Origin of the sequence: Streptomyces sp. NPDC006925, from assembly GCF_042869575.1 — a bacterium.
Lineage (GTDB): Bacteria > Actinomycetota > Actinomycetes > Streptomycetales > Streptomycetaceae > Streptomyces.
The window spans coordinates 12,646-35,014 of sequence record NZ_JBIAGB010000002.1; the positions used below are offsets into that span (position 1 = coordinate 12,646).

Genomic DNA, 22,369 nt, shown 5'->3' on the forward strand with positions numbered 1-22,369 from the left:
TACTCCGCGTCGGTGAATCCGCTGGTTCGATCAGCGCAAAGTAGTCATCAATTCGAGTTTTGAATGGTATGACCAATTAGCTGATACGGCCATCCACTTTCGATCTCTCGGCACACGGGTGGTTACAGCCGTGTGACGTGCTGTTGGACGTACTCGTAAGCCTTCGATCTGGGTACGCTCCCCGCCGTCAGGGCAGCCGACCACGAGGAGCCGAGTCCGGTGCCGGTTCACGCGAAGAACACAGAGTCCGCGAACGCAGAGTCCGCAGTAGGCGCGTCGCAGCAGCAGTCGCAGCAGCGGAAGTTCGTCTATGACTTCAGTGAGGGCAACAAGGACCTCAAGGACCTCCTCGGCGGGAAGGGAGCCAACCTCGCCGAGATGACCAACCTCGGTCTGCCCGTCCCTCCGGGCTTCACCATCACCACCGAAGCCTGCAAGGCGTACCTGGAGTCCGGGGAGGCCCCCGCGGCCCTCCGGGACGAGGTGAGCGGGCATCTGGCCGCGCTTGAGGAGCGCATGGCCAAGAAGCTCGGCCAGGCCGACGACCCGCTGCTGGTCTCCGTGCGCTCCGGCGCCAAGTTCTCCATGCCCGGGATGATGGACACCGTCCTCAACATCGGGCTCTCCGACGAGTCCGTGCACGGTCTCGTGGCCCAGTCCGGCGACGAGCGCTTCGCCTGGGACTCCTACCGCCGCCTCATCCAGATGTTCGGCGACACGGTGCTCGGCATCGACGGTGAGCGCTTCTCCGAGACCCTGGACGAGGTCAAGAGCGCACGCGCCGCTGTGACCGATGTGGACCTGACCGCGGACGACCTCAAGGAACTGGTCCAGAAGTTCAAGGCCATCGTCTCCGAGGAGACCGGCCGCGACTTCCCGCAGGACCCCCGTGAGCAGATGGACCTGGCCGTCCGCGCGGTCTTCGACTCGTGGAACGGCGCCCGCGCCCGCCTCTACCGCCGCCAGGAGCGCATCCCGCACGACCTGGGAACGGCCGTCAACATCTGCTCGATGGTCTTCGGCAACCTCGGCCCCGACTCCGGCACCGGCGTCGCCTTCACCCGCGACCCGGCCAGCGGCCAGCAGGGCGTCTACGGCGACTACCTGCAGAACGCCCAGGGCGAGGACGTCGTCGCCGGTATCCGCAACACCGTGCCGCTCGCCGACCTCGAACAGCTCGACAAGGCGTCCTACGACCAGCTCATGCAGATCATGGAGACCCTGGAGAACCACTACCGGGATCTGTGCGACATCGAGTTCACCATCGAGCGCGGCAAGCTGTGGATGCTGCAGACCCGCGTCGGCAAGCGCACCGCGGCGGCCGCCTTCCGCATCGCCACCCAGCTCGTCGACCAGGGCCTGATCGACGAGGCCGAGGCGCTGCAGCGGGTCAACGGGACCCAGCTCGCGCAGCTGATGTTCCCCCGCTTCGACAGCAACGGCGGGGTCAAGGACGCCGACCAGATCGGCTGGGGCATCGCCGCGTCGCCGGGCGCCGCCGTCGGCAAGGCGGTCTTCGACTCCTACACCGCCATCAAGTGGTCGCGCTCGGGCGAGAAGGTCATCCTCATCCGCCGCGAGACCAACCCCGACGACCTGGACGGGATGCTCGCCGCCGAGGGCATCCTCACCTCGCGCGGCGGCAAGACCTCGCACGCGGCCGTGGTCGCCCGCGGAATGGGCAAGACCTGCGTGTGCGGCGCCGAGGAGCTGGAGGTCGACACCAAGCGGCGCTGCCTCAAGAGCCAGGACGGGCGGATCATCGAGGAGGGCGACGTCGTCTCCATCGACGGCTCCACCGGCAAGGTCTACGCCGGTGAGGTGCCGGTCGTCCCCTCGCCGGTCGTGGAGTACTTCGAGGGCCGCACGCACGCGGGGGCCGACGAGGCCGACGAGCTGGTCCAGGCCGTCCACCGGATCATGGCGTACGCCGACCGGGTACGCCGGCTGCGGGTACGGGCCAACGCCGACAACGCCGAGGACGCCGCGCGTGCCCGCCGGTTCGGTGCCCAGGGGATCGGCCTGTGCCGCACCGAGCACATGTTCCTCGGGGAGCGGCGCGAGCTGGTGGAGCGGCTCATCCTCGCCGACACCGAGGAGGAGCGCGAGCGGGCGCTGGGCGCGCTGCTCCCGCTCCAGCAGGGCGACTTCGTCGAGCTGTTCGAGTCGATGGACGGACTGCCGGTGACGGTGCGGCTGCTGGACCCGCCGCTGCACGAGTTCCTGCCCGACATCACCGAACTGTCGGTCCGGGTCGCGCTCGCCGAGTCCCGCAAGGACGCCAACGAGAACGACCTGCGGCTGCTGCAGGCCGTGCACCGGCTGCACGAACAGAACCCCATGCTGGGGCTGCGCGGCGTCCGCCTCGGTCTGGTCATCCCCGGCCTGTTCACCATGCAGATCCGCGCCATCGCCGAAGCGGCCGCCGCACGGAAGGCCGGCGGCGGCGACCCGCGGGCCGAGATCATGATTCCCCTGGTGGGCACCGTGCAGGAGCTGGAACTCGTCCGCGAGGAGGCCGAGCAGGTCATCGCGGAGGTCGAGCAGCGGCACAACGTGGAGCTGGGGCTCACCCTCGGCACCATGATCGAGCTGCCGCGCGCCGCGCTCACCGCCGACCAGCTCGCCGAGTGCGCCGACTTCTTCTCCTTCGGCACCAACGACCTGACCCAGACGGTGTGGGCGTTCAGCCGCGACGACGTCGAGGCCAGCTTCTTCACGGCCTACCTGGAGAAGGGCATCTTCGGCGTCTCCCCGTTCGAGACCATCGACAAGGACGGCGTGGGCTCCCTGGTCCGCAGCGCCGCCGAGGCGGGCCGGGCCACCCGGCCCGACCTCAAGCTCGGTGTCTGCGGTGAGCACGGCGGCGACCCCGAGTCGGTGCACTTCTTCCACGAGGTGGGCCTCGACTACGTCTCCTGCTCGCCGTTCCGCATCCCGGTGGCCCGCCTGGAGGCGGGCCGGGCGGCCGCGGCCCAGCAGCACGCGACCGCGTAACCCGAGCCATCCCACTCCCGGGCTCCCCGTCCGCACCGACCCTCACCGCGGACGGGGAACCCGGCCCAGGAGGCGGTACCCGTGCGGGGGTGCCGCCTCCTTCTTCTTCGGCCCCCGGTCTTCGGCCCCCGGTCTTCGGCCCCCGGTCTTCGGCCCTTGGTCCATCGCGCTGCGTCCGCCGGGGCCAGGGGCCAGGGGCCAGGGGCCGGGGGCCGGGGGCCGGGGGCCCGATGCCGGGGTCCGGGCCCGACCCCGTCCCCCGGCGTCCCAACGCGGCTCGTCCAGGCCGAGCCGCGCCGTCCGGCGGTGCTCGGGCCGGGAGCCGACGTCGACGCAACGCCGGGCGGAAACATCGCTGTTCGGCGAGGGCGGGGGTGGCACCCGGCCGCGCGTGGGTGCCCTTACAGTAATGCCGTCATGTGCGCGTCAGCGCATGTCAAGCCATCACCTCAACGGGGGCACACCCATGTCCGCACCACCGCCGTACCAGTACCAGTACCAGCAGCCCCAGGGCCCTCCGCCACCGCCCGGCGGCCCGCAGCGCCGTCCGCAGGCGAGCCCGCTGCGCGGTCTGATCGCCGCCGTCCTCGTCCTGGCGGTGTTCGGCGGGGTCGGCTGGTACGTGTACGACTACAACACCGATCCCAACGGCGGGAAGGCCAAGGCGGAAGCGTCGGAGTCCGCGCGGATCGAGGAGCAGAAGACGCACGACCCGCAGCAGGGCGACTGCGTGAAGATCGAGGGCACCGACGACGACCCGCTGCCCACCATCGTCGACTGCGGCTCCCCGGAGGCCGAGTACAAGACGGGAGAGCGGCTCTTCGGACCGGACAAGGAATGCCCGGCGCAGTACGACTACGGCATCCAGTACTCCAGCAACCGCGGCGGCGACCACACCATGTGCTTCACCGAGGTCTGACCCGCGACGGCGAACGGGCCGCCCGGCCGCACCTCACATCCAGTGGTAGCGGCGTTCGGGGCGGCCCGTGGTGCCGTACCGCAGGGTGACCCGCGCGGCCCCGATCGCCACGAAGTGCTCCAGGTAGCGGCGGGCGCTCACCCGGGACAGACCGCTGTGCTCGGCGCACTCCGAAGCCGACACACCCGTCGCCCGCGGACCCGCCCGGAGGGCCGCGCGGACCAGGGCCGCGGTCTGCTCGGTCAGCCCCTTGGGCAACGGTTGTGTCCGGAGTGCCACGCCGGCGCCGTCGGGTACCTGCGCGGTCACGCGCGCCGCCGCGGCTCCCGGGAGTGCCGCGGTCGCACCGCCGCCCGAAAGCCCGAAGACCCGGTCCAGCTCCTCCTGGCCGGGGGCCGTCAGCGATTCCAGGTCCTGCCGCTCCCGCGCGTACCGCTCCAGTCGCTCGCTCAGCAGCTGCCCTTCGAACGGCTTGACGACGTACTGCACGGCCCCGCCGTGCCGTGCGGCCCGCACGCTCGCCGCGTCCCGCGCCGCCGTGATCACCAGCACGTCCGGGCCGCCGCCCGGCGCGCCGTCGCCGCGCAACTGCTGCAGCACCTCCAGCCCGCTGACGTCGGGCAGGTACAGGTCCAGCAGCACCAGGTCCGGTGCGGTCTCGCGCACCGCGGTGAGCGCCTCCGCACCACTGTGCGCCACCGCGGCGACCTCGAACCCGGGCACCCGGGAGACCAGGGTGCTGTGCAGCCGGGCCACCATGAAGTCGTCGTCGACCACGACCGCCCGGATCACGAGGGAACCCCGTAGGTGACCCCCGTCAACTGCTCGGAGGCCGCCCACAGCCGCTCGGCCGCCACGTCGCTGAGGGTCCAGGGCGCCCGCCAGGACGGCGCCGGAGCACCGCGCCAGCCCAGCAGCCTCGGCCCGGTGTAGGAGTCCGGCGCCACCCCGGGAGCGGTCGCCGCGTACAGCGTCGGCAGCGCGCCCGCGTCGGCGGACTGCCCCACGACGCGGGTGCCCAGCGCCATCACCCGTTCGGCGGTCTTCCGGCCCTCCATACGGGCTCCGGCGGTCTGCAGGTTGGTGGCCGCGTAGCCGGGGTGCGCGGCGGCGGCGACCAGCGGGGTGTCCGCAAGCTGCCGGGCCAGCTCGTGGGTGAAGAGCAGATTGGCCGTCTTGGACCGGCCGTAGGCGATCCAGCGCCGGTAGGAGTGCTCGCTGTTGAGGTCCGCGATGTCGATGTTGGCCAGTACGTGCAGCCCGCTGGACAGCGTCACGACGCGGGGTGCCGGGGCCGCCAGCAGCCGCTCCAGCAGCAGTCCGGTGAGGGCGAAGTGGCCCAGGTGGTTGACGCCGAACTGCCGCTCGAAGCCGTCCGCCGTCCGGCCGTAGGGCAGCGCCATCACTCCCGCGTTGTTGACGAGGAGATCCACTCGCTCGTCCGGCAACTCCTTGGCGAAGGCCCGCACCGACGCCAGGTCGCCCAGATCGAGCCGACGCAGCTCGGTGCGCGGCCCTGCCTCGGGCAGCTCCTGCACGAGCGCGTCCCGGGCCCGGCCGCCCCGCTCCTCGTCCCGGCAGGCGAGCACCACCCGCGCTCCGCGCCGTGCCAGCTCCCGCGCCGTCACGAAGCCGAGCCCGCTGTTGGCACCGGTCACGACCGCCGTACGGCCGCTCTGGTCCGGAATGTTCCGCGCTGTCCAGCCCATCGCCCGCCCTGCTCCTCGCTCGTTCAGCGACTCTCTCCTGTGGAGGCTAGCGGCAGGCCCCGGGGCGGTCGAGGTCAGCCGCGCCACGACCGGTGCCGCACCGCGTGCCCCGCTGCGGCCGCATCCGGTCCGGCGACCGGGGCGAGCCGCGGCCGCCGGGCTCTAGGCTGCCCCCATGAACGCGAACTCCCCCGCAGCCGGGTCCCCCTCCGCGAGGCCGCGCGTGCTGCTCCTGCACGGCCCCAACCTCAACCTGCTCGGCGAACGCGACCGGGCGACCTACGGCAGCACCACGCTGCGGGACGTCGAGGAGCGGGTCACGGCGCTCGGCGCCGAACTGGGTGCCGAGGTGCGCTGCGCGCAGAGCAACAGCGAGGGAGCGCTGATCGACCTGATCCACGCCACCCGGGGCGGCGACAGCGGCATCGTCTTCAACCCCGGCGCCTACGCGCACTACAGCTACGCGCTGCGGGACGCCGTCGAGGTGGTGGCCTCGCTCGGCATCCCCTGCGTCGAGGTGCACATCTCCAACGTGCACGCCCGCGAAGCCTTCCGGCACACCTCGGTCACCGCGCCGGTGTGCCAGGGCATGGTCTCCGGGCACGGCGTCTTCGGCTACGAGCTGGCGCTGCGCTCCGTACTGCACCGCATCGCGGAGTGGGGCGCCGCCGACGGCGCCTGAGCGCTGCCCGCGGGCCCGTCAGTCGGTACCCGTCACCGCCGTCAGGACGAACACGGTGTCCTCCAGTGCGAGCACACCGTGCCGCAGGTGCGGAACCCGCTGGATCTGCCCGGCGGCGACGTCCTGGTCGGCGCTGCCCTCGGTGAGCCGGATGCTGCCCTGGAGGACGTGGACGCTCGCCGCGGGCGGCGTGTTGTGCTCCTCCAGCGACGACCCCTCCGTCAGCGCGATGACGGACTGCCGCAGCGGCCCGTCGTGCAGGAAGAGGTACGCGCTGCGGCCGTGCGGGTCATTCCGTGCCAGCGCCATGTGCTCGGCTGCCAGGGCGGTCACATCATCCATGCGTCCATCGTGCCCCGCACGGCACGCGACGCAACCGGGCCACCCGCGGGCGCGGCGGATTCGCCTGCGGGTCCTCCCGGTCGAAGGGTGGCTCTGCCCGGTGCCGGAGCCCACGCGCACGAGCAGCCGCGGGTCCGCGGTCGTCCGACGACCGGGGCGCCGTTCTTGCCGGTGCCGCACAGCACGAGGACCGGGTCCTGGGCGTGCTGCCGCTCCGCCGCGTGCTCACTCTTCCGCTGGTGTCGTGCCGCAAGCCGACGCCGTCCGGGCCCCCCGGGGACATCGGCCGGCGGCTCAGCCGCATGTCCGTGCGTCTAGGCTGCTGCCGTGACAACGGTCGCGGCGCGGGGCGCCGAACGGGGCGGGCGGTCCGGCCGGGCCGCGGAGGCGTGGCGGACGGGGGGTGCCGACGGGCTGACCGAGGCGCTGACCGACGTGCTCGGCGGCGCCCGGGCGCGCGGCGGACTCTTCCACCGGGCGGTGCTCGCACCCCCATGGGGCGTACGGGTGCAGGACGGCGCGCCGCTGTCGCTGGCGTCCATGCTGCGCGGCACCGGCTGGGTCCGGCACTCCCAGGCGCCGGAGCCGGTGCGGCTGGCGCCCGGCGATGTGGCGGTGCTGCGCGGACCGGCCCCCTATGTGCTCGCCGACGATCCGGAGACCGAACCGGGGCTGCTGATCCAGCCGGGTGACTGCTGCACCACTGTGGACGGGACCGACATGTGCGAGGAGCTCGCGCTGGGGGTGCGGACCTGGGGCCGCAGCTTTGCCGATCCCGCCGTCCTGCTGAGCGGCAGCTACCAGTTGCACGGCGACCTCAGCGCCCGGCTGCTGGACGCGCTGCCGCCGGTGCTGGTGCTGGACGCGGCCGAGTGGGACGCGGACCTGATGCGGCTGGTCGCCGCGGAGGTCGGCAAGGACGCACCGGGACAGCAGATGGTCCTCGACCGGCTGTTGGACCTGCTGCTGGTCTCCGTGCTGCGCGCCTGGTTCGCGCGGCCCGAGGCGGACGCGCCCGCCTGGTACCGCGCCCAGAGCGACCCGGTGGTGGGGGTGGCGCTGCGGCTGCTGCACGAACAGCCCGGGCACGCCTGGACCGTGGCGGCGCTCGCGGCCGGAGCCGGGGTGTCCCGCGCGAGTCTCGCCCGCCGCTTCTCCGAACTGGTCGGCGAGCCGCCCATGTCCTACCTCGCGCAGTGGCGCATCGATCTGGCGGCCCGGCTGCTGCGGGAGCAGGGCGCGACGCTGGGCGCCGTCGCCCGCCGGGTGGGCTACGGGGACGGCTTCGCGCTGAGCGCGGCCTTCAAGCGGCTGCGCGGCGTCAGCCCCACGGCGTACCTGGCGGAAAGCGTCCCGGACTGAGCCCCCGGCGCGCCCGGCTGCCGGCGCCCGACTGCCGTGCGCCCGACTGCCGTGCGCCCGGCGGCCGGGCTGTCGGTGGCCGGGTGCATCCTGGGGCCATGTACGAGGAGCGGACGTCCCGGCTGGAGGGCGCGGTGTGCTGGAGCCGTCCCGCCGTGCCCCCGGGCACCACCGGGCGGGTGCTGCCGGACGGCTGCATGGACCTGCTGCTGTGGAACGGCGAGCTGGTCGTCGCGGGCCCGGACACCCGCGCGCATCCGGCGACCGAGCGCGCGGGACTCCCGGCGTACGGCCTGCGGCTGCCGCCGGGCGCCGGCCCGCGGGTCTTCGGCCCGCCGGCCTGGGAGCTGCGGGACCGGCGCACGCCGTTGGCCGACCTGTGGCCCGCCGGCCGGGTGCGGGAGCTGACCGAGCGGGTCGCCGGTGCCCGCGACCCGCTGGCGGCGCTGGAGGAGGCCGCGGCGGAGCGGCTGGCGGTACCGGAGCGCACAGCCGCCGACCGGCGTGCCGCAGCGCAGGAGGAAGCCGTCGTCGCGGCGCTGCGCGAGGGGGCCGGGGTGGCGCGGACGGCCCGCGGCGTGGGCCTGAGCGAACGCCAGCTCCACCGCCGGTGCCGCGCCGCGTTCGGGTACGGGCCCAAGACCCTGGCCCGGGTGCTGCGGATGCAGCGGGCGCTGCACCTGGCCCGGTCGGGCACCCCCTTCGCCGGGGCGGCGCAGCGGGCCGGGTACGCCGATCAGGCGCACCTCTCCCGCGAGGTCCACGCCCTGGCGGGCGCTCCGCTGACCGCACTGGTGCCCGGAGCCGGCCGCCGGGCCGGTCAGTCGTTCGGCGCGAACAGGTCGACGCCGTTGCCGTCCGGGTCCAGGACGACGGCGTAGCGCTGCCCCCAGACGGCATCCCACGGGGCGTGATGGCCCGCGTAGCCCGCGCCGGTCAGCTCGCCGTACAGCCGGTCGACCTCGGCGGGTGAGTCGCACAGGAAAGCGAGCCCGATCCGGCCGCTGCCCGACGGAGCCGTCCACCCCGGGTCGAAGGAGCGGACGACCTCCTCGGTGTCCCAGGCGAGTCGCACGCCGCCCGGCCCGACGTGCTCCACGTGCGGCTGTCCGTCCGCGTCCGCGGGAATGTCGAGACCCAGCCGCCGGTAGAAGGCGAGCGAGGCGGCCATGTCGGAAGTGACGATGCCGATGAGGTCGAAGCGCGGTGTCATACGGCCACGCTAGAGCGCCGCGTCCCGGCTGTCTTGAACGTTTCGGCCCTCGTCGCCTCCGGAGTCCGCACGCGCCGGGACGCCTCCGCTGTCCGCCCCGGCCGCTACGGCACCGGGTGCGGTCGCGCGCGGTGGCTACGCTGTCCGGATGACCGAGATCCTCACCGTGCTGACGACGACCGCCTCCCAGGAGCAGGCCCAGACGCTCGCCGCCGGAGCGATCACCCGGCGGGCGGCGGCGTGTGCCCAGCTCAACGGCCCCGTCACCGCCGTCTACCGGTGGGAGGGCGCGGTGCAGACGGACTCCGAGTGGCAGGTGCTGTTCAAGACCTGCGCCGACCGCTACGGCGCGTTGGAGGACTACCTCCGCGAGGCCCACCCGTACGAGGTGCCGGAGATCATCGCCACGGCCGTGGTGCGCGGCAGCGCGGACTATCTGCGGTGGGTGGAGGAGGAGACGCGGCCCGCCCCGCAGCCGTGAGCCCGGGCCCTGCGGTTACGGTCGGTGTATGGAACCCTCCTTCGCGGTAGAGGGCGGCGCCCCCGCGGCGCTGCGCTACGGTCCCGCCGACCTCGCGCGCTGGGTGCCGGAGCCGGACAAGCGGCCGGGGCGCACCGCCTTCCAGCGCGACCGCGCCCGGGTTCTGCACTCAGCGGCGCTGCGCAGGCTGGCGGGCAAGACGCAACTGGTCGCACCGGGCAGCGCCAGCCCCGCCTGGGACGCGACGCCGCGCACCCGGCTGACGCACTCCCTGGAGTGCGCCCAGGTGGGCCGGGAGCTGGGTGCCGCGCTGGGCTGCGACCCCGACCTGGTCGAGACGGCCTGCCTCGCCCACGACCTGGGGCACCCGCCGTTCGGGCACAACGGCGAGGCCGTGCTGGACGAGATCGCCGCACCGGCGGGCGGCTTCGAGGGCAACGCGCAGTCGCTGCGGCTGCTCACCCGGCTGGAGCCCAAGCGGTTCTCCGCGCAACTGGAGGGCCAGGGCTACGTCGGGCTCAACGCGACGCGGGCCGCACTGGACGCAGCGACCAAGTACCCGTGGCGGCGCGGCGGTCATCCGGACGACCCCGCCTCGCCCAAGTTCGGCGTCTACGAGGACGACCTGCCGGTCTTCGGCTGGCTGCGCGAGGGCGCGCCGGAGGGCCGCACCTGCTTCGAGGCGCAGGTCATGGACTGGTCGGACGACGTGGCCTACTCGGTGCACGATCTGGAGGACGGAATCAGGGCCGGCCATCTGGACCCGCGCATCCTGCGGTCCGGACCCGAGCGCGGCGATGTGTTCGAGGTGGCCGCGGAGCGCTACGCGCCGGGAGCCGGGGAGGGCGAGCTGGCCGCCGCGCTCGACCGGCTCCTGGAGCAGGACTGGTGGCCGCACTCCTACGACGGCACCGCACACGCCCAGGCCCGCCTCAAGGACGCCACCAGCCAGCTCATCGGCCGCTTCTGCATGGCCGCCGAGGCCGCGACCCGGGCCGCGCACGGCTCGGGCCCGCTGACCCGGTACGCGGCCGAACTGATCGTCCCGCAGTCCTCGCGACTGGAGTGCGCCGTGCTCAAGGCGGTCGCCGACCGCTATGTGATGCAGCGGCCCGACCTGGAGCGGCTGCGGCGCGAGCAGCGGGTGGTCCTGCGTGAACTGGCCGAGGCGCTGCTGGCCAGAGCGCCGGAGGGGCTGGATCCGCAGTACGCGGACCTGTACGCGGAGGCAGCGCTCGCCCCGGACCCGGACACGGCGCGGCTGCGGGTGGTCGTCGACCAGATCTCCACGCTCACCGACGCCGCCGCCCGCGCCCTGCACCGCGCGCTGGCGATGCGCGGGCAGCACGGATGAGGTGCGCGGCGCTCCGCATGGGACGCGCGGCCGGCCGGGGCCGCGCCCGCGCCGGGCCGGCCGGGCACCGGGCCGGGTGTCCGGCGCCCCCCCGGGGTCGTCCGGCGCCTCGGAACTCGTCGCGGGGCTCATACGTCCCATCCATGCCCCCTGCCTCTTCCCGGGCCCGCCCCGATGCGGGACGCTCACGTGTGGACGACGGGGGACAGCAGGGCCCGCAGGGGGCAGCGTCTTCGAGGAGGAGGCTTCAAGTGGTCGACGCACACCGTACGTTCGTCATCGTCGGCGGAGGGCTGGCGGGGGCGAAAGCCGCCGAGACTTTGCGCGCGGAAGGGTTCACCGGCCGCGTCATCCTGATCGGCGACGAGCGCGACCATCCCTACGAGCGCCCTCCGCTCTCCAAGGGCTACCTCGCCGGTTCGGACGAACGGGACAGCGTCTTCGTGCACGAGCCCGCCTGGTACGCGGGCGCCGACATCGAGCTGCACCTGGGGCAGCCCGCGGTGCAGCTGGACCGGGCGGGCAGGTCGGTCCGGCTGGGCGACGGCACGCGCATCCACTACGACAAGCTGCTGCTGGCCACGGGTGCCGAGCCACGGCGGCTGGACATCCCCGGGACCGACCTGGCCGGTGTGCACCACCTGCGCCGGCTGGCGCACGCCGAGCGGCTGCGTGGGGTGCTGAGCGCGCTGGGCCAGGAGAACGGCCACCTGGTGATCGCCGGGGCGGGCTGGATCGGCCTGGAGGTGGCCGCGGCGGCGCGCACCTACGGCGCGGAGGTCACCGTCATCGAGCCGGAGCCCACGCCGCTGCACGGCGCCCTCGGCCCGGAGCTGGGCGCGCTCTTCGCGGACCTGCACCGCGAGCACGGCGTCCGCTTCCACTTCGGCGCCCGGCTGACCGAGATCACCGGCACCGACGGCATGGTGCAGAGTGTGCGCACCGACGACGGTGACGAGCACCCCGCGCACGACGTGCTGGCCGCCATCGGCGCCGCGCCGCGCACCGCGCTGGCCGAGAGCGCGGGTCTGGAGCTGGCGCCGGGCCCGGGCGGCGGGATCGCCGTGGACGCCTCGCTGCGCACCAGCGATCCGGACATCCACGCCGCCGGCGACGCCGCCGCCGTCGCGCACCCGCTGCTGGGCGACCGGCTGCGGGTGGAGCACTGGGCCAACGCGCTCAACGGCGGTCCGGCGGCGGCCCGGGCCATGCTCGGCGCGCAGGTGTCCTACGACCGGGTGCCGTACTTCTTCTCGGACCAGTACGACCTGGGCATGGAGTACTCCGGGCACGCCCCGCCCGGCTCCTACGACCAGGTGGTGTGCCGGGGGGATCTGGCCAAGCGCGAGTTCATCGCGTTCTGGCTGCGGGACAACCGGGTGCTGGCCGGGCTGAACGCCAATGTCTGGGACGTGACCGGGGCCGTGCAGGACCTGATCAGGTCCGGCGCCGCGGTGGACCCCGACGCGCTGGCCGACCCGGGTGTGCCGCTGGAGTCGCTGGGCGCTGCCGATCCGGCCTGAGCCCTACCGTGAGCCCGGGCTCGCCGGGTCCGTACCGGTGGGCCGCCCCGCGCGGGCGGGTCCGTACCGGTGGGCCGCCCCGCGCGGGGCGGCCCACCGGTACGCCGTTCCGCCACCGTGGTCCGCCGCCGTACCGGCCGACGCCGTGCCGGTAGGGGAGATTCACGTGATGCTTGAGCGGCGGACGGGGAATACGTTCAGCGGAAGAGCGACACCCCGTACCGCCGCCCTCCCGTGGCGCGGCGAGCGAAGGACCGGTGAACGATGGCGAAACAGACGGTGGCCGAGCAGTTCGTCGACACGCTGGTGCGCTGCGGGGTGGAGCGCCTCTACGGTGTGGTGGGGGACAGCCTCAACCCGGTGGTCGACGCCATTCGGCGGACCCCCGCCATCGACTGGATCCAGGTCCGCCACGAGGAGACCGCCGCCTTCGCGGCCGGCGCCGAGGCACAGCTCACCGGGAAGCTCGCCGCGTGCGCCGGCTCCTGCGGCCCCGGCAACCTGCATCTGATCAACGGGCTCTACGACGCGCACCGCTCGATGGCGCCCGTCCTCGCGCTGGCCTCGCACATCCCCAGCAGCGAGATCGGCACCAGCTTCTTCCAGGAGACCCACCCCGACCGGCTCTTCGCCGAGTGCAGCCACTACAGCGAACTGATCTCCAGCGAGCAGCAGATGCCGCGGGTGCTCCAGACGGCCATCCAGCACGCCGTCGGGCAGCAGGGGGTCAGCGTCGTCGCGCTCCCCGGCGATCTGGCGTCCGAGGCGGCGCCCGACAGCCCGGAGGAGCATGCGCTGGTCACCTCGCGCCCCAGCGTGCGCCCCGGGGACGCGGAGATCGACGCGCTGGTGCACCTGATCGACGACGCGGAGAAGATCACGCTGTTCTGCGGCGCCGGTACCGCGGGTGCGCACGGCGAGGTCATGGAGTTCGCCGAGCGGCTCAAGACCCCGGTGGGGCACGCACTGCGCGGCAAGGAGTGGATCCAGTACGACAACCCCTACGACGTGGGCATGAGCGGACTGCTCGGCTACGGTGCCGCCTACGAGGCCACCCACGAGTGCGATCTGCTGATCCTGCTGGGGACCGACTTCCCGTACAACGCGTTCCTGCCCAAGGACTGCCGGATCGTCCAGGTCGACGTGCGCCCCGAGCACCTGGGCCGGCGCACCGCCCTCGACCTCGCGGTGTGGGGCGACGTGCGCGAGACGCTCCGCTGCCTCACCCCCCGGGTGCGGGCCAGGACCGACCGCCGGTTCCTGGACCGGATGCTGCGCAAGCACGCCGAGACGCTGGAGGGCGTCGTCAAGGCGTACACCCGCAAGGTCGAGAAGCACACCCCCATCCACCCCGAATACGCGGCCTCGGTGCTGGACGAGGAGGCGGCCGACGACGCCGTCTTCACCGTGGACACCGGGATGTGCAACGTATGGGCGGCGCGCTATCTCACGCCGAACGGGCGGCGCCGGGTGATCGGCTCCTTCAGCCACGGCTCGATGGCCAACGCGCTGCCGCAGGCCATCGGCGCGCAGTTCCTCGACCGGAGCCGGCAGGTGGTCTCGCTCTCCGGGGACGGCGGCTTCACCATGCTGATGGGGGACTTCCTCACGCTGGTCCAGTACGACCTGCCGGTCAAGATCGTGCTGTTCGACAATTCCTCGCTGGGCATGGTCGAGCTGGAGATGATGGTCGACGGGATGCCCGCCTACGGCACCCACAACCGCAACCCGGACTTCGCGGCCCTCGCCGAGGCCGCGGGCGCGCACGCCGTACGGGTCGAGAAGCCCAAGCAGCTGCGCGGCGCCCTGCGGGACGTGCTCTCGCACGACGGGCCCGCGCTGCTCGACATCGTGACCGATCCGCACGCGCTCTCCCTGCCGCCGAAGATCACCCGGGAGCAGGTGAGCGGCTTCGCGCTCTCCGCGGGCCGGACCGTGCTGGACGGGGGAGTGGGGCGGATGGTCCAGATGGCGCGGTCGAATCTGCGCAACATCCCGCGGCCCTGAGCCGCGCCGCCGCACCGGGGTCGGGGAGTGTCACCGGGCGGCCGTAGACTTCCCACGTGGCTGGAAGGATCAACGATGAGGACGTGAAGGCGGTCCGGGACGCGGTCCCGATCGACTCCGTGGTGTCCGAGTACCTCCAGCTCCGCAACGCGGGCGGCGGAAACCTCAAGGGGCTGTGCCCGTTCCATGACGAGAAGTCCCCTTCGTTCCACGTCAGCCCGAGCAAGGGGTTCTACCACTGCTTCGGCTGCCAGGAGGGCGGGGACACCCTCGACTTCGTGATGAAGGTCGACCACCTGTCCTTCTCCGAGTCCGTCGAGCGGCTCGCCGCCCGCGCCGGGATCACCCTGCGCTACGAGGAGGGCGGCTACGGCCGCGCCTCCCAGCAGGGGGAGCGCACCCGGCTGGTGGAGGCGCACCGGATCGCGGCCCGCTTCTACGCCGAGCAGCTCGACGGGCCCGAGGCCGAGGTCGGCCGCCGCTTCCTCGCCGACCGGGGATTCGACCAGGAGGCCGCCCGGCACTTCGGCATCGGCTACTCCCCGGCGGGCTGGGACCACCTGGTGCGCTATCTGCGCGGGCAGGGTTTCACCGACAAGGAGCTCACGCTCTCCGGCCTCGCGCAGGAGGCGCGCAACGGCCGGCCCATCGACCGCTTCCGCGGCCGCCTGATGTGGCCGATCCGCGACATCACCGGCGACGTCGTCGGCTTCGGCGCCCGCAAGCTGCGCGAGGACGACCAGGGGCCGAAGTACCTCAACACGCCCGAGACACCCCTCTACCGCAAGTCCCAGGTGCTCTACGGCATCGACCTGGCCAAGCGGGAGATCGCCAAGGCCAACCGCGCCGTCGTCGTGGAGGGCTACACCGACGTGATGGCCTGCCACCTGGCCGGAGTGACCACGGCCATCGCCACCTGCGGCACCGCCTTCGGCGGGGAGCACGTGAAGATCCTTCGCCGGGTGCTGATGGACAACGCGCAGTCGGAGGTCGTCTTCACCTTCGACGGCGACGCGGCCGGACAGAAGGCCGCGCTGCGCGCCTTCGAGGACGACCAGAAGTTCGCGGCCCGCACCTGGATCGCGCTGACGCCCGGCGGTATGGACCCGTGCGATCTGCGGCTCGCGCACGGCGACGAGGCCGTGGCCAAGGTGATCGAGGACCGTGCCCCGCTCTTCGACTTCGCCATCCGCTCCATCGTGGACCGGCACAACATCGACACCGCCGAGGGGCGGTCCGCCGCACTGGAGGAGGGCGCGCCGGTCGTCACCCAGATCAAGGACCCCTCCATCCGGCGCGGCTACGCGGTACGGCTGGCCGGGCTGCTGGGCATCGTGGACGAGGAGTTCGTCGTCCGCCGCGTCGCCCAGCTCTCCCGGTGGGCGCGCGAGCGCGGCCAGGCGCCGCCGCGCACCGCGGGGCGCGCCGCACGCGCGCAGGAGAGCCCGGCCGTGCAGGCACCCTTCGTGCCCCGCGGTCCGGATCTGAACCTGCGCAGTCCCGCCCACCGCGTCGAGCGCGAGTTGCTCAAGCTGGCGCTCCAGCGACCGGAGCTGGTCTCGCCCGCCTTCGACGCCTACGGGACGGACGAGTTCACCGCGCCGCCCTACGCCGTGGTGCGGCAGGCGGTGGAGGCTGGGGGCGGCGCCGAGGCCGGGGTCGGGGACAGCGGCTACCTGGGACGGGTGCGGGACGCGGCACCGGACGACACGGTGCGCTCCCTGGTCACCGAGCTGGCCGTCGAGCCGCTGCGCAGCGCCCGCAACCGGGAGGTCGACGAGGCGTACGCGGGCGAGCAGCTGGTCGCGGTGCGCCGCGCCGCCGTCAACGCCCGCATCGCCGAACTGGAGGGCGCGGCGCGGCGTCTGGAGGCGCGCCAGGAGTACGAGCAGTCGGCCGGCGTGCGCCGGCAGATCTGGACGCTCCAGCAGTACGGCATCGCCTTGCGCGAGCGGGGTGCCGCGGCGCTCTGACGCCGAACGGGGACCGTCCGGCGGCGGGGGAGCAGCCGGCTGCGGTGTCCGGCCGCGCGGGGCCGACTCGCGCCCGGCGGGCTGTTGTTGCGGCCCGCCCCGGCGGCCTGCGGTGCCCGCCGCGGGCGTGGGACGGCGCGCCTGGCGCACGTTTTCGGGCTCGCCGCGCTGCGGCCGCTCCCGGTAAGCGCCCCCGGGCCCGGTGAGCGCCTCGGGGCGGTCGGCGGGTGCGCCGTCGGGCTTCGCGGAGCTGCCACTGCCGGTGCCCCAGGGAGAACAGCGGCCTCAGCAGCCCCAATGGCGCGTAGCGGATCGTGTGCTGAGGGTGACGTTTGGCGGAAAAACTGCCCGCACGCCTCTCGTGGCGGGCATGTGTCGTACCCCACACTGGTGAGCGGTGCCTGAGTCCTCGGAGCGGGGCGGTGCTGGCCGGAACGGGCCAAAGTCCCCCGCGGAACCGCACGTTCCGTACGGGATGGAGCGCGGCCCGGCCGCGGCCGTTCCCGTCCCGCACGCCGCCCCCGAACCGGCAGCGATCACACTGGAGGTCGCCCCCGTGCAGACCCGGACCCGGAATGCGGCGCCCCACGCCGCCTCGACCGCCCCGCTGGACGCGCACTCCGCGCCCCCGGCGCCCCCGGCGCACCCGGGGCGGGTGCCCGTCGCCGAATCGCCCGTGCCGGCCTCCTCGGCCGCGGCCCTCCTCGGCCCACCGGCCCAGGTGCCCCTCGCGGAGCCCGGCTCCCCGGGCGGCGCGCCCGGCGTTCCGGAGCCCGGCGGGACCGTGCCGGAGCAGCGCGGGGCGCCCCGGGCCGAGGAGGGGGCGGAGCCGACGGCGCCGCAGCCGGAGGCGCCCGCGACCGGCGCCTCGGCGGACCTCTTCCGCCAGTACCTGCGCGAGATCGGCCGCATCCCGCTGCTCACCGCCGCCGAGGAGGTGGAGCTGGCCCGGAGTGTGGAGGCGGGGCTCTTCGCCGAGGCGAAGCTCGCCGACTCGCCCACCCTGGACGGGGAGCTCGCGCTCGACCTCGACCGCCTGGTGGTGCGCGGCAGACTGGCCAAGCGCCGCCTCATCGAGGCGAACCTGCGGCTGGTGGTGTCCGTCGCCAAACGCTACGTGGGCCGCGGCCTGACCATGCTCGACCTCGTCCAGGAGGGCAACCTCGGGCTGATCCGCGCGGTCGAGAAGTTCGACTACGCGCGCGGCTACAAGTTCTCCACCTACGCGACCTGGTGGATCCGCCAGGCCATGTCCCGGGCCCTGGCCGACCAGGCCCGGACGATCCGCGTGCCGGTGCACGTCGTCGAGCTGATCAACCGGGTGGTGCGGGTGCAGCGCCGGATGCTCCAGGAGCGCGGGTACGAGCCCGCGGCCGAGGAGGTCGCGGCCCAGTTGGACCTGACCGAGGAGCGGGTGACCGAGGTGCTGCGGCTCGCCCAGGAGCCCGTCTCGCTGCACGCGCCGGTCGGCGAGGAGGAGGACGTCAACCTCGGCGACCTGATCGAGGACGGGGACGCGCCCTCGCCGGTGGAGTCGGCCGCGTTCCTGCTGCTGCGCGAGCATCTGGAGGCGGTGCTCTCCACGCTCGGTGAGCGCGAACGCAAGGTCGTGCAGCTCCGTTACGGACTGATCGACGGCAGGCCCCGCACGCTGGAGGAGATCGGCCGGCTCTTCGGCGTCACGCGGGAGCGGATACGGCAGATCGAGTCCAAGACCCTCACCAAGCTGCGCGACCACGCCTTCGCGGACCAGCTGCGGGGCTATCTGGACTGACAGCTCGCTTGACGCGCCCGCCCGCCGCGCGGCACCGCCCACCCGGTCCGGGCCGGACCGGATCCGGTCGGCGCACGGCGGCGAGGAGCGGCCCGCATGGCGGCGGGGCGGGTCAGTCCACCTCCGCCACCGCCTCGGCGAACTGCGAACGGTACAGCCGCGCGTAGGCGCCGCCCGCGGACAGCAGCTCCTCGTGACTGCCCTGTTCGACGATGGCGCCGTTCTCCATCACCAGGATCACGTCCGCGTCCCTGATGGTGGAGAGCCGGTGGGCGATCACGAAGCTGGTCCGCTCCGCGGCCAGCCGCTCCATCGCCTGCTGGATCAGCACCTCGGTACGGGTGTCCACGGAACTGGTGGCCTCGTCCAGGACCAGGATCACCGGGTCGGAGAGGAAGGCGCGGGCGATGGTGATCAACTGCTTCTCGCCCGCGCTGACGCTGTCGCCCTCGGCGTCCAGGACCGTGTCGTAGCCGTCCGGCAGGGTGCGGATGAACCGGTCGGCGTGCGCGGCCCGCGCGGCTTCCTCCACCTGCGCGCGGGTGGCTCCCTGCGCCCCGTAGGCGATGTTGTCCGCGATGGTGCCGCCGAACAGCCAGGTGTCCTGCAGCACCATGCCGATACCCGCGCGCAGGTCCTCGCGGGACATGGCGGCGATGTCCGTGCCGTCCAGCAGGATCCGGCCGCCCCGCACTTCGTAGAACCGCAGCAGCAGGTTGACCAGGGTGGTCTTCCCGGCACCGGTGGGGCCGACGATCGCCACCGTCCGGCCGGGGTCGACCGAGAGCGACAAGTCCTCGATCAGCGGGGTGTCCTCCGCGTAGCGGAAGGAGACGTGCTGCAGCTCCACCCGTCCCCGCGGTGCGGCCGGCCGCACCGCACGCGCCTCGTCGGGGTCGGGCGACTGCTCCTCGGCGTCGAGGATCTCGAAGACCCGCTCGGCCGAGGCCACCCCGGACTGCACGAGGTTGGCCATCGAGGCGACCTGGGTGAGCGGCTGGCTGAACTGCCGCGAGTACTGCACGAACGCCTGCACGTCCCCGATGGACAGGGCTCCCGAGGCCACCCGCAGTCCGCCGACGACCGCCACCAGCACATAGTTGAGGTTGCCGACGAACATCATCGCGGGCTGCATGACCCCGCTGATGAACTGGGCCTTGAAGCCGGACCGGTAGAGTTCCTCGTTCTGCTCCGCGAAGACCTCGGCCGACTCGCGCTGCCGCCCGAAGACCTTCACCAGCGCGTGCCCGGTGTACATCTCCTCGACGTGCGCGTTCAGCGTGCCGGTCGACTTCCACTGGGCGACGAACTGCGGCTGCGCCCGCTTGCCCACCCGCGTGGCGACCAGCGCCGACAGCGGCACCGTCAGCAGTGCGACCAGCGCCAGCAGCGGCGAGATCCAGAACATCACCGCCAGCACGCCGACGATCGTCAGCAGCGAGTTGATGAGCTGGCCCATGGTCTGCTGCAGCGTCTGGCCGAGGTTGTCGATGTCGTTGGTGACCCGGGAGAGCACCTCGCCGCGCGACTGGCCGTCCAGGTAGGACAGCGGCAGCCTGCCCAGCTTCTCCTCCACCCGCTCCCGCAGCCGGAAGACGGTACGCGTGATCACCCGGACGGATATGCGTCCCGACCACAGCATCAGCAGCCCGGCCGCGGCGTACACGGCCGCCACACCCAGCAGCACCGCGCCGACGGCGCCGAAGTCGATGCCCTGGCCCGGGGTGAAGTCCATCCCGGAGAGCATGTCGGCCACCCCGTCGTCCCCGCGCTGGCGCAGGTTCTCCAGCGCCTGCTCCTTGGTCAGTCCGGCGGGCAGCTTCCGGCCGACGAAGCCGCCGAAGACCAGGTCCGTCGCATGCCCCAGGAGCTTGGGGCCGACGACGCTCAGTGTGACGCTGACGACGAGCACCCCGAGCATCATCAGCAGCAGGCCCCGCTCCGGCCGGAACTGCCGCAGCAGACGCTTGCCCGAGCCGGCGAAGTCCATGGATCGTCGGGGCGGCCCTCCGGCCATCCCCCCGGGCCCGCTCATGGTGTGTCCTTCCCGCTCGCCGCCACGCGCGCACGGTGCACGGGGCCGGTCATCCCCGCTGCCCGCGGCCGGACGGTGGTGTGTGCCCCGCTCACGCGGCCTCGCTCTCGGTCAACTGGGAGAGCACGATCTCCCGGTAGGTCCCGTTGCTCTCCATCAGCTCGTGGTGCCGCCCCGTTCCCACGGCCCGGCCCTCGTCCAGGACGATGATCCGGTCGGCGTCCCGGATGGTCGCCACCCGCTGCGCGACGATGACGACCGTGGCCTCCTCCGTCTCGCGCGCGAGCGCCGCCCGCAGCGCCGCGTCGGTCGCGTAGTCCAGCGCCGAGAAGGAGTCGTCGAACAGGTAGATCTCCGGCCGGTGCACCAGCACCCGCGCGATGGCCAGCCGCTGCCGCTGCCCGCCGGAGACGTTGCTGCCGCCCTGTGCGACGGCCGCCTCCAGACCGCCTTCCATCCGCTCCACGAAGTCCTTGGCCTGCGCGACCTCCAGGGCGTGCCACAGCTCCTCGTCGCTTGCGTCGGGCCGCCCGTAGCGCAGGTTGGAGGCAACCGTCCCGGAGAAGAGGTACGGGCGCTGCGGCACGAGCCCCACGGTGTCCGCCAGCAGCGCCGGGTCCAGCGCGCGCACGTCCTCCCCGTCCACCAGGACCTCCCCCGCCGTCGCGTCGAACAGCCGGGGCACCAGGCCCAGCAGGGTGGACTTGCCGCTGCCCGTGGAGCCGATGACGGCGGTGGTCTCGCCGGGTCGCGCCACCAGATCGATGCCGTGCAGCACCGGTGCCTCGGCTCCCGGGTAGCCGAACCCGGCGCCGCGCAGCTCCAGATGGCCGTGCCGCCGCAGTGCTGTGACCGGCGTGGTGGGAGGTGTGACGCTGGAGTCGGTCGTCAGCACCTCCTGGATCCGCTCGGCGCAGACCTCGGCGCGGGGCACCATCATGAACATGAAGGTGGCCATCATCACCGACATCACGATCTGCATCAGGTACGCGAGGAACGCGGTCAGCGCCCCGATCTCCATCTCGCCGCCGCTGATGCGGTGTGCGCCGAACCAGACCACCACCACGCTGGAGATGTTCACCACGGTCATCACCACGGGGAACATCAGCGCCATCAACCGGCCGGTGCGCAACTGCATGTCGGTCAGCTCGGTGTTGGCCGCGTGGAAGCGGCGGCGTTCGTAGGCGTCCTGGACGAAGGCCCGGATGACGCGGACACCGGTGATCTGCTCGCGCAGGATCCGATTGACGTGGTCGAGCCGCTCCTGCATGGAGCGGAACAGCGGCCGCATCCGGCGCACGATCAGCCCGACCGTGACGCCCAGCACCGGCACGACGGCCAGCAGCACGGCCGACAGCGGCACGTCCTGGCCCAGCGCCATGAAGATGCCGCCGAAGCACATGATCGGAGCGGTGACCATCAGGGTGAACGCCATCAGCGTCACCGTCTGCACCTGCTGCACGTCATTGGTGGTGCGCGTGATCAGCGAGGGCGCGCCGAACCGGCCGACCTCGCGGGCCGAGAAGGACTGCACGCGGTCGAAGACGCCCGCGCGGATGTCGCGGCCCACCGCGGCCGCGGTCCGTGCGCCCAGGTAGACGGCACCGATGTTGCACACCACCTGCACCACCGAGACCGCCAGCATGAGGCCGCCGTGGCGCAGGATGTAGCCGGTGTCGCCGAGAACGACACCGTTGTCGATGATGTCCGCGTTCAGAGTGGGCAGATACAGCGTGGCGCTCGTCTGCACGAGTTGCAGCAGCACGAGAAGCGCGATCGGCCGCTGGTACAGGCGCAGCCGGGCGCGGAGGAGGCGGATCAGCACACGGATTTCCTCGGTCGGTCAGGTCGGGAGAACGGAAGGCGCAAGTGATCGAGCGTACAAGTGTCCGGTACGGGGCCGCCTCCGGTTTTGGACGGTCCGGATGGCCGCACGACCGGCCCTCGACGCGCGCCGCCGAGCACCCGCCTCCGGCCCGCACCGCGGGCCGCCCGCTC

The 22,369-nt window shown here is 73.1% G+C and carries 17 protein-coding genes; 11 read left to right on the forward strand and 6 right to left on the reverse strand.

Annotated features, from left to right (window positions below; translation table 11 throughout):
• Window positions 1-219: 219 nt before the first annotated feature.
• The gene (gene ppdK, locus ACFYNS_RS02730) at window positions 220-2,997 is read left to right on the forward strand and encodes a pyruvate, phosphate dikinase (RefSeq protein WP_360294723.1); all 2,778 of its coding nucleotides are present in this window, start codon (window positions 220-222) and stop codon (window positions 2,995-2,997) included.
• Window positions 2,998-3,463: 466 nt separating this feature from the next.
• On the forward strand, window positions 3,464-3,916 hold the full coding sequence (locus tag ACFYNS_RS02735) for a hypothetical protein (RefSeq protein WP_360294726.1): 453 nt from the start codon (window positions 3,464-3,466) through the stop codon (window positions 3,914-3,916).
• A 33-nt stretch (window positions 3,917-3,949) separates the two neighbouring features.
• Here the strand turns inward: ACFYNS_RS02735 and ACFYNS_RS02740 are convergent, their stop codons facing one another.
• Both ACFYNS_RS02740 and ACFYNS_RS02745 read right to left on the reverse strand, forming a co-directional pair.
• Complete coding sequence (locus tag ACFYNS_RS02740) at window positions 3,950-4,708, reverse strand: response regulator (RefSeq protein WP_360294729.1); 759 nt, start codon at window positions 4,706-4,708, stop codon at window positions 3,950-3,952.
• Window positions 4,705-5,625 (reverse strand): oxidoreductase, encoded by a 921-nt coding sequence (locus ACFYNS_RS02745; RefSeq protein ID WP_388600328.1) that lies wholly within the window; start codon window positions 5,623-5,625, stop codon window positions 4,705-4,707. Before ACFYNS_RS02745 ends, ACFYNS_RS02740 begins: the two co-directional genes overlap by 4 nt.
• A 175-nt stretch (window positions 5,626-5,800) precedes the next feature.
• Here ACFYNS_RS02745 and aroQ point away from each other — a divergent pair, with 175 nt between their 5' ends.
• Window positions 5,801-6,307 (forward strand): type II 3-dehydroquinate dehydratase, encoded by a 507-nt coding sequence (aroQ, locus tag ACFYNS_RS02750; protein ID WP_360294735.1) that lies wholly within the window; start codon window positions 5,801-5,803, stop codon window positions 6,305-6,307.
• Between the two features lie 18 nt (window positions 6,308-6,325).
• Here aroQ and ACFYNS_RS02755 read toward each other — a convergent pair whose 3' ends face one another.
• Window positions 6,326-6,649 (reverse strand): cupin, encoded by a 324-nt coding sequence (locus tag ACFYNS_RS02755; protein ID WP_388600330.1) that lies wholly within the window; start codon window positions 6,647-6,649, stop codon window positions 6,326-6,328.
• 327 nt (window positions 6,650-6,976) lie between these two features.
• Between ACFYNS_RS02755 and ACFYNS_RS02760 the strand changes: the two genes are divergently transcribed.
• A complete protein-coding gene (locus ACFYNS_RS02760) occupies window positions 6,977-8,011 on the forward strand; it encodes an AraC family transcriptional regulator (RefSeq protein ID WP_388600332.1) in 1,035 nt (344 codons plus the stop codon).
• Window positions 8,012-8,109: 98 nt separating this feature from the next.
• Window positions 8,110-8,892, forward strand: coding sequence for a helix-turn-helix domain-containing protein (locus tag ACFYNS_RS02765; RefSeq protein ID WP_388600334.1), 783 nt, complete (start codon window positions 8,110-8,112; stop codon window positions 8,890-8,892).
• Here the strand turns inward: ACFYNS_RS02765 and ACFYNS_RS02770 are convergent.
• The gene (locus tag ACFYNS_RS02770) at window positions 8,832-9,224 is read right to left on the reverse strand and encodes a VOC family protein (protein ID WP_360294747.1); all 393 of its coding nucleotides are present in this window, start codon (window positions 9,222-9,224) and stop codon (window positions 8,832-8,834) included. The two genes, ACFYNS_RS02765 and ACFYNS_RS02770, sit on opposite strands and share 61 nt — an antisense overlap.
• A gap of 148 nt (window positions 9,225-9,372) precedes the next feature.
• Between ACFYNS_RS02770 and cutA the strand changes: the two genes are divergently transcribed.
• The 6 genes from cutA to ACFYNS_RS02800 all read left to right on the forward strand — a co-directional run bounded on the left by cutA (window position 9,373) and on the right by ACFYNS_RS02800 (window position 18,336).
• Window positions 9,373-9,705, forward strand: a complete 333-nt coding sequence (cutA, locus tag ACFYNS_RS02775; protein WP_360294749.1) for a divalent-cation tolerance protein CutA — start codon at window positions 9,373-9,375, stop codon at window positions 9,703-9,705.
• Window positions 9,706-9,733: 28 nt separating this feature from the next.
• Window positions 9,734-11,059: a deoxyguanosinetriphosphate triphosphohydrolase gene (locus ACFYNS_RS02780; protein ID WP_360294752.1), complete on the forward strand. Its 1,326-nt coding sequence runs from the start codon at window positions 9,734-9,736 to the stop codon at window positions 11,057-11,059.
• 251 nt (window positions 11,060-11,310) lie between these two features.
• Window positions 11,311-12,582 carry an FAD-dependent oxidoreductase gene (locus tag ACFYNS_RS02785; RefSeq protein WP_360294755.1) on the forward strand — a complete coding sequence of 424 codons (1,272 nt, stop codon included), beginning with the start codon at window positions 11,311-11,313 and terminating at the stop codon, window positions 12,580-12,582.
• Window positions 12,583-12,846: 264 nt separating this feature from the next.
• Window positions 12,847-14,589 (forward strand): pyruvate dehydrogenase, encoded by a 1,743-nt coding sequence (locus tag ACFYNS_RS02790; protein WP_360294757.1) that lies wholly within the window; start codon window positions 12,847-12,849, stop codon window positions 14,587-14,589.
• Window positions 14,590-14,645: 56 nt separating this feature from the next.
• A complete protein-coding gene (gene dnaG / locus ACFYNS_RS02795; RefSeq protein ID WP_360294760.1) occupies window positions 14,646-16,562 on the forward strand; it encodes a DNA primase in 1,917 nt (638 codons plus the stop codon).
• Window positions 16,563-16,959: 397 nt separating this feature from the next.
• A complete protein-coding gene (locus ACFYNS_RS02800) occupies window positions 16,960-18,336 on the forward strand; it encodes a sigma-70 family RNA polymerase sigma factor (RefSeq protein ID WP_388600339.1) in 1,377 nt (458 codons plus the stop codon).
• 112 nt (window positions 18,337-18,448) lie between these two features.
• Here ACFYNS_RS02800 and ACFYNS_RS02805 read toward each other — a convergent pair whose 3' ends face one another.
• Together ACFYNS_RS02805 and ACFYNS_RS02810 are read right to left on the reverse strand one after the other, a co-directional pair.
• Window positions 18,449-20,371, reverse strand: a complete 1,923-nt coding sequence (locus tag ACFYNS_RS02805) for an ABC transporter ATP-binding protein (RefSeq protein ID WP_360303268.1) — start codon at window positions 20,369-20,371, stop codon at window positions 18,449-18,451.
• A 91-nt stretch (window positions 20,372-20,462) separates the two neighbouring features.
• Window positions 20,463-22,196 carry an ABC transporter ATP-binding protein gene (locus ACFYNS_RS02810; RefSeq protein WP_360303270.1) on the reverse strand — a complete coding sequence of 578 codons (1,734 nt, stop codon included), beginning with the start codon at window positions 22,194-22,196 and terminating at the stop codon, window positions 20,463-20,465.
• Between the last annotated feature and the right edge of the window lie 173 nt (window positions 22,197-22,369).